At 76.9% G+C, this 2,530-nt stretch carries 2 protein-coding genes; both read right to left on the bottom strand.

What is annotated here, in order from left to right; translation table 11 throughout:
- Positions 1–129: 129 nt before the first annotated feature.
- Entirely contained in the window at positions 130–1,542 is a 1,413-nt protein-coding gene (murD, locus tag R7226_RS31250; RefSeq protein WP_318601473.1) for a UDP-N-acetylmuramoyl-L-alanine--D-glutamate ligase, read from the bottom strand.
- A partial coding sequence (locus tag R7226_RS31245; RefSeq protein ID WP_318601472.1) for a hypothetical protein occupies positions 1,523–2,530 on the bottom strand: 1,008 nt, incomplete at its 5' end. The genes R7226_RS31245 and murD, both read right to left, overlap by 20 nt.

The raw sequence follows: 2,530 nt of genomic DNA, 5'->3' as shown, positions 1-2,530 counted from the left end.
CCCGGCCGCGCAGCCGCGCCGCGGCGCGCTGACGGCGAACGCGCCTACAGCCCCGGGGCGGCGCCGCCGCCGCGCGCTGACGGCGAACCCGCCTACAGCCCCGCGGCCGCCCGCTGACGGCGAACGCGCCTACAGCCCCGCGGCGGCGCGGAAGCGTTCGCCGCGCTCGATGAAGTCGCGGAAGCGGTCGTAGCTGGGCGCGGCGGGCGACAGCAGCACGACGCCGCCCGGGCGCGCGAGCCCGCGCGCGAGCGCGACGGCCTCGTCGAGATCCGCGGCGGCGAGCGCGCGGTCGGCGGGAACGCCGGCGGCGCGGGCCGCCTCGACGACGCGCGGACCGGTGCTCGGCAGGCCGACGACGGCGACGGCGCGGGCGGCGAGCGCGCGGCCGAGCGCGCCGTAGTCCTGGCCGCGGTCCTGACCGCCCGCGAGCAGCACGACATCGCGGCCGGCGTAGCTGTCGAGCGCGGCGACGGCCGACTCCGGCGTCGTCGAGATCGAGTCGTCGACCCACAGGACGTCGTCGCGCTCGCCGATCGGCTCCAGCCGGTGCGGCAGCGCGCGGAAGCCCTCCAACGCGGCCGGCAGCGGCGGCAGCGCGATCCCGGCGGCGGCGAGCGCGGTCAGCGCGGCGCAGAGGTTGAGCGCGTTGTGGGCGCCGCGCAGCGGCAGCTCATCGGCGGCGACGAGCGTCTCGCCGGCATACGCGAGCGCGCCATCGGCGGCGACCGACCAGCCGCCCGCGACGCCGAAGCGCGCCAGCTCGACGCCGGCCGCCCGCGCGACCGCCGCCGCCCGCTCGTCGCCCACCGCGCTCGCATCCGCGCCGTCGGCGTCCGCGCCGTCGGCGTCCGCACCGCCGCCACCAGCACCCGCCCCCACCACCGCCACCCGCACGCCCGGCAGCTCCAGCAGGCGCAGCTTGTCGCGGCGGTAGGCCTCCTCGGAGCCGTGCCAGTCGAGGTGCTCGCGGTAGAGGTTGGTGACGACCGCCACCTCGGTCCCGGTCGCCAGATCGGCGATCTGGTAGCTCGACAGCTCGATCACGGCCAGCTCCGACGGCGGCGCGTCGAGCAGGTCGAGCGCCGGCACGCCGATGTTGCCGGCGAGGTCGGTCGCGACGCCGGCCGCGCGCGCGAGGTGCGCGGTCAGCGCCGCCGTCGTGCTCTTGCCCTTCGTGCCAGTGATGCCGATCACGCCGCGACCGCTGCGCTCGGCCAGCCACAGCGCGGTCGCGGTCGTCACGGGCGTGCCGCCCGCGCGCAGCGCGACCAGCTCCGGCCGGTGGATCGAGACGCCCGGCGAGCGCACGACGGCATCGCACTCCGCCAATGCCGCGGCAGCCGCGTCAGCCCCGCTGACGATCCGCGCACCGGTCGACGCGGCCAAGGCACGCACGCCGTCGTCGGGCGCGGCGTCGACGCCGATCACGGCGATCCGCGCGCCCGGCAGCCGCCGCTCCAACTGGCGCGCGAGCGAGCTGATCTCGCGGCCGGCGCCCCAGACGCCGACCGCCGCGCCGTCAAGCTCCGAGAAGCGCACGGACGTCCGGCATCAGGGCGGCGGGGACCTCGTGGTCGTCGCTGAGCGCGAGCACCTGCTCCAGGTCGCCGTCGGCGGCGGCATGGGCCGGCAGCACCTCGGCGGCGAGGCGGCGTACGACGGCGTGGTCGCGCCACTGCGGCTGCGCCGCCAGCAGCCGGATCGCGGCGAGGCTCTCCTGCTCCTCCCCGACGCACTCGAACGGCTTGTGGCCGCCGGTCGCGGTCAGCAGCGCGAAGCCGTCGTACTGCGCGGGGTCGTCAAGCAGGTCGCGACCGAAGATCGCGCTCAGCTGCGCCGGTTCGAGGAACGGCGCGAGGATCAGGTAGACGAAGCGGCACTTCGGGCAGTCGCAGCACCACGACGCCAACCGCAGCGCCGGGTCGATGTGGAAGATGCGATTGCAGCTCGTGAAGACCGGGTGGTAGGCGTCCAACCGCGCGAAGGCGCGCGCGATCCCCAGCTCGGAGGCCGGGCGCAGCAGCGAGAACAGCTCGGCCGGCGCGGCGACCTCGGTCAGCGCGGCGCGCAGCAGCCGCTCGGCGCGCAGGCCCTTGCTGAACTGGTGGTTGACGTCGATCCCGTCCCACATGACGTTGCCGTGCGACGCGGAGCGCTCGTTCGCCATCGCGACCGCGTCGAAGCCATGCAGCGAGGCGGTCAGCAGCGCGACGCAGGAGACGATCGCGGTCACCGGCACGTGGCCGTTGAGCGCGCCGGCTCTGTTGAGCGCGCCGATCTGCGCGTCGAGTCTGCGCCGCGCCAGCAGGTGCGGGAGCCCCGCGACGGCGATCGTGCGCACGATCGGCGGCGCGTCGCCAATCGAGAAGAGGCTGACCTCGCGGCCGGAGCGGCGCGCGATCTCCAGCGCCACGACCGAGTCCTTGCCGCCGCCGACCGGGACGAGGATCCGCCGCGGGCCGTCGGCGTCGTCGCGCGCGGCGGCGTCGGCCGCGCCCGCGCCGCCCGTCGCGCCAGCGCCAGCGCC

The sequence above is a fragment of the Conexibacter stalactiti genome, assembly GCF_033542075.1.
In the GTDB taxonomy this organism is placed as follows: domain Bacteria; phylum Actinomycetota; class Thermoleophilia; order Solirubrobacterales; family Solirubrobacteraceae; genus Conexibacter; species Conexibacter stalactiti.
The sequence above is the reverse complement of the archived record's forward strand: the minus strand, read 5'-3'. Positions and strand labels throughout refer to the sequence as shown.